This window comes from Bacillus sp. PPSBB_11, from assembly GCF_038023285.1.
Lineage (GTDB): Bacteria > Bacillota > Bacilli > Bacillales > Bacillaceae > Bacillus > Bacillus altitudinis.
In genome coordinates this window covers 807,757-812,531 of the sequence record NZ_CP150633.1, presented here as the reverse complement: position 1 = coordinate 812,531, position 4,775 = coordinate 807,757, and the positions used below count along the sequence as shown (strand labels likewise).

Annotated in this window: 5 protein-coding genes; all 5 read left to right on the top strand. The window is 48.5% G+C overall.

Annotated elements, in window-relative coordinates; genetic code table 11:
* Positions 1-135 precede the first annotated feature (135 nt).
* The 5 genes from nrdE to V7L95_RS04090 all read left to right on the top strand — a co-directional run bounded on the left by nrdE (position 136) and on the right by V7L95_RS04090 (position 4,666).
* Positions 136-2,235 carry a class 1b ribonucleoside-diphosphate reductase subunit alpha gene (gene nrdE, locus V7L95_RS04110; protein WP_340968156.1) on the top strand — a complete coding sequence of 700 codons (2,100 nt, stop codon included), beginning with the start codon at positions 136-138 and terminating at the stop codon, positions 2,233-2,235.
* Between the two features lie 139 nt (positions 2,236-2,374).
* Positions 2,375-3,349: a class 1b ribonucleoside-diphosphate reductase subunit beta gene (gene nrdF / locus V7L95_RS04105; protein WP_340968155.1), complete on the top strand. Its 975-nt coding sequence runs from the start codon at positions 2,375-2,377 to the stop codon at positions 3,347-3,349.
* A gap of 64 nt (positions 3,350-3,413) precedes the next feature.
* Positions 3,414-3,584 carry a hypothetical protein gene (locus V7L95_RS04100; RefSeq protein WP_340968152.1) on the top strand — a complete coding sequence of 57 codons (171 nt, stop codon included), beginning with the start codon at positions 3,414-3,416 and terminating at the stop codon, positions 3,582-3,584.
* Complete coding sequence (locus V7L95_RS04095; RefSeq protein WP_340968150.1) at positions 3,585-3,962, top strand: hypothetical protein; 378 nt, start codon at positions 3,585-3,587, stop codon at positions 3,960-3,962. It abuts the gene before it with no gap.
* 194 nt (positions 3,963-4,156) lie between these two features.
* The gene (locus V7L95_RS04090) at positions 4,157-4,666 is read left to right on the top strand and encodes a deoxyuridine 5'-triphosphate nucleotidohydrolase (RefSeq protein WP_340968148.1); all 510 of its coding nucleotides are present in this window, start codon (positions 4,157-4,159) and stop codon (positions 4,664-4,666) included.
* Positions 4,667-4,775 lie beyond the last annotated feature (109 nt).

The following is a 4,775-nucleotide window of genomic DNA, read 5'->3' as shown; positions in this document are numbered from 1 at the left end:
AGGTAGAGGAAATTGCAAGAGTCTATTATCTAAAGAAAAGAAACTATATTCCAGAGAGACGTGCTGCTTTCTAACTGCCTATGAAAATAATCCATTTGTAATTAAAAAGACGATTGATAAAGAAGGAGGAGCCGCATGACGAATAACAACGCAAGCTACATCGAGTTAAATAACGAAATTATGATTCAAAAAGACGGGCGGTTTCAATTCGAGAAAGACGAAGAAGCCGTCCGTGCTTATTTTATAGACTACGTAAATCAAAACACCGTATTTTTCCACGATTTAAAAGAAAAGCTCGACTACCTACGCGATAACGATTACTACGAAACGGAATTCCTAGACGCCTATACATTCGAGGAAATTAAGGCGGTCTATAAAACGGCCTATGCCGCCAAGTTCCGATTCCCTTCGTTCATGAGCGCATTCAAGTTTTACAACGATTACGCGCTGAAGACGAACGACCGTAAAAAGATTCTCGAACGCTACGAAGACCGCATCGCTTGCTGTGCGCTGTACTTCGGAAAAGGAGATGGGGCCAAGGCGATCGAGTTTGCGAAACTAATGATTCGCCAAGAGTATCAGCCGGCGACGCCTACGTTCTTAAACGCCGGACGAAAACGTAGAGGCGAGATGGTGTCGTGTTTTCTGCTTGAGGTGGGCGATTCATTAAACGATATCAACATGATGAATTCTACGGTACGCCAGTTATCGAAAATCGGCGGCGGCATCTCCGTAAACCTTTCAAAGACTCGCGCAAAAGGTGAGTCGCTTATGGATTACGAAGGCGTGACTAGCGGCGTGGTACCGATCATGAGAAACCTCGATCAATCACTACGCCACATCAACCAAGCCGGACAAAGACAGGGCGCAGGTGCTGCGTACCTTAACGTATTCCATGCGGATATAAACGATTTCCTAGATACGAAGAAAATCTCGGCAGATGAAGACGTCCGCGTCAAAACGTTATCTATCGGCGTCGTAGTACCCGATAAATTCATCGAACTAGCGCGAGAAGATCGCCCAGCCTACGTTTTCTATCCTCATACGGTTTATAAGGCGTATGGCACGTATCTTGACGAGATGGATATCGGCGCAATGTACGATGATCTCGTAAATAATCCGGCGGTACGTAAAGAACGTATTAACCCGCGTCAGTTGCTCGAAAAGATGGCCGTTCTGCGCTCCGAGTCGGGTTATCCGTACATGATGTTTCAAGACAACGTTAACCGCGAACATGCGCTGAACCATATCAGTCGTGTTAAGTTTTCCAATTTATGTTCGGAGGTGCTTCAAGCGTCAACCGTCTCGGAATATACCGACTACGGAGAACCGGACGACATCGGCTTAGATATTTCGTGCAATCTCGGCTCTCTTAATATCGCGAATGTTATGGCGGGCGGCTCTATCGAAAACGCCGTCAAATTAGCCGTCGATGCGCTTACGGTCGTCTCTGAATCTACTAATATTAAAAACGCTCCAGCCGTAGCAAAGGCTAACCGTGAGATGCGTTCTATCGGACTCGGCGCGATGAATCTACACGGCTATCTAGCGCAGAATGTCATCGCCTATGAGTCGGAAGAAGCGCGAGACTTTGCTAATGTGTTTTTCGCGACTGTGAACTACTGGACGTTGGTGCGATCGAATGAATTGGCGCAGGAAACGGGATCAACATTTGAAGGATACGAGGGATCTACGTATGCGAGCGGTGAGTATTTCGAGAAGTATTTCGAAGGTGATTACCGTCCAAAGACGGATAGGGTACGGGCGCTGTTTAAAGACATCGTGATTCCTACGCCTCTCGAATGGGAAGTCTTACGTGGTAACGTAAATCTGCACGGCCTCTACCATGCCTATCGACAGTGTATCGCTCCGACGGGATCTATTTCGTATGTGCAGTCGGCGACGGCTTCGGTCATGCCGATTATGGAGCGTATTGAGGAACGGACTTACGGAAACTCGAAGACGTACTACCCAATGCCGGGTCTGTCGCCGCAAAACTGGTTCTTCTATAAAGAAGCGTACGACATGGACATGTTTAAAGTGGTCGATATGATCGCAACAATTCAGCAGCACGTCGACCAAGGTATCTCATTTACGCTGTTCTTAAAAGATACGATGACGACGCGTGATCTGAATCGGATTGACCTATACGCGCACCACAAAGGAATCAAGACGCTGTATTATGCTCGGACTAAAGATACGACGCAGGAAGGATGCTTGTCATGCGCAGTTTAGCTAGAAATACGACGGAATATTCAAACGAAGATAAAGCGGTTAGACTTTCGCATAACACAAAGACTTATGAGAGCGGAGAGAAGTCGTTTAGACTATCCCACAATACAAAGACGCTTGGATATCAGGGGAGGACGAATAATTGACGACATTCACAGCGGCCAACTGGTCGCAATCAGACGACGGATTTACGCAAATGTTCTACGATCAGAACGTTAAGCAGTTTTGGCTGCCGGAGGAGATATCGCTAAATGGCGACCTCCTCGCGTGGCATGAACTCAAACCAGCCGAACGCGATACGTATATGAAAGTGCTCGCCGGCCTAACGCTGCTAGATACGGAACAGGGTAACACCGGCATGCCTGCGATTATGGCGCACGTAGACGGTCACCAACGAAAGGCCGTCCTTAATTTCATGGCGATGATGGAGAACGCAGTCCATGCGAAGTCCTATTCGAATATTTTCTTAACGCTTGCGCCTTCGGAAACTATTACGGCCGTCTTCGAGTGGGTTAAAGAAAACCGATACTTGCAGCGCAAGGCGAAGCTGATCACCGACCTTTATCGCGATATCAAGGCAGGCGATGACATTTCGCTGTATAAAGCGATGGTGGCTTCGGTGTATCTCGAAAGTTTCCTATTCTACAGCGGCTTTTATTATCCGTTGTATTTCTACGGGCAGGGTCGCATGATGCAGAGCGGCGAGATCATCAACTTAATTATTCGTGATGAAGCGATACACGGCGTCTACGTCGGGTTGCTTGCGCAGGAAATTTATAACCGGCAGACGGACGTCGTTAAGGCGGGCTTGCACGAATGGGCAGTCGGTTTATTAACGGATCTATACGAAAACGAGGTCGCATATACGGACGATGTGTATGGTGCGGTCGGTTTGGCGCATGACGTTAAGGCTTTCGTTAGGTACAACGCAAATAAGGCGCTTATGAACCTCGGCTTTGAGGCGTATTTTCCGGATGAACCGGTCAATCCGATTGTGATAAACGGGTTGAGTACGAAGACAAAATCCTTCGATATGTTTAGTTTAAAGGGTAACGGATACAAAAAGGCGACGGTCGAGGCGTTAGAAGACGAAGATTTTTATTTTCCTGCCGATTAATGTCCCGATTTCCGCCGCCCACATGCGACTGTATAAGTGAAAGCGAAAATAAGGAGCTGATCGTATGCGACAGACGATTAACCGGGGCGCTTTGCTTATAGCGTCCATCGTGCCGGCATTTTGGTACGCACATGCAGCGGGCTTTTGGTGGTTCGTGGCGGCGGGCGCGCCGTTCTTACTATACGTGATGACGCTACCGTTTGAGGACGGTAAAAAGGCGAAGGAGGTCGAGTAGATGAGCGCTATCGACGCAGAAGTATCCGACTTACTCGGCAAGACGCTTGTTGAGGTCACGCAGCACGGAGAAGACGAAATGTTTTTCTCCACAGAATGCGGAAAAGAGTACCGGATGTACCATTATCAGAACTGTTGCGAAGACGTCCATATAAACGATATTTGCGGAGACCTTTCCGATTTAATCGGTCATCCGTTGCTGATGGCGGAGGAAGTAAGTAGCGAAGAAGAGCCGCCGGAAGAAGATCATCACGGATCATATACGTGGACTTTTTACAAATTCGCGACCATCAAAGGCGACGTTACCATTCGTTGGTTCGGATCATCAAACGGATGTTACTCGGAATCAGTCGATTTCGAACTGTTGGAGGACGCGTAGATGACCAGAAATAATGATCCGTACTATCAACCGGAAGTTCCGCAGTGGGTTAGCGACATTCTTCGCGCAGAAAAAGAGAGAAATCCGTTAGCGGCCCACGGTCGCTCGCGAAAATGGAGCAGTTGGAAGAGGAGTTATTCGCGAAAGTTAAAATACGCACGTTTAAATGGGTGGACTATCGAGGAGGAATCGCAATGAACGTAAATATTAAACGGCTAACATCCGACGCAACTACGCCAACATACGCACATTCGACGGACGCTTGCTTCGATCTATACGCGGCGGATGACGTCATTATCGAGCCGGGCGAGACGGCGCTTGTGCCTACGGGCCTCGCGTTCGAGATTCCGGCGGGCTACGAAATGCAGATCAGGCCGCGTTCGGGCATTACGCTGAAGACGCACCTACGCGTTCAGTTAGGTACGGTAGATAGCGGATACGCAGGCGAGGTCGGCGTGATCGTGGATAATATCGCAAAGAAGGACGAATCAGTTCCGAATGATTACGGACCTCTTACGGTGAGTAGAGAAATCGATCGCATGATCGGTCATCATCCGAAATGGACGTACAAACTACGCAAAGGGGATCGCATTGCCCAAGCGGTCATAAAATCGGTAGAGCAAGCGGCCTTTACAGTTGTGGACGCGTTGGAAGAGACGGAGCGAGGTGCGGGCGGGTTCGGGAGTAGCGGGGTGTCGGTGTGATGGTATTTGATGATGGCTATATCCCGAAACATAAGTTTGTCAGGGTAAGAGCTATTGAGTACGAAGTGACTGAGGCCGGTTGTTGGGAATGTTCGAGCCACAGGAGAGA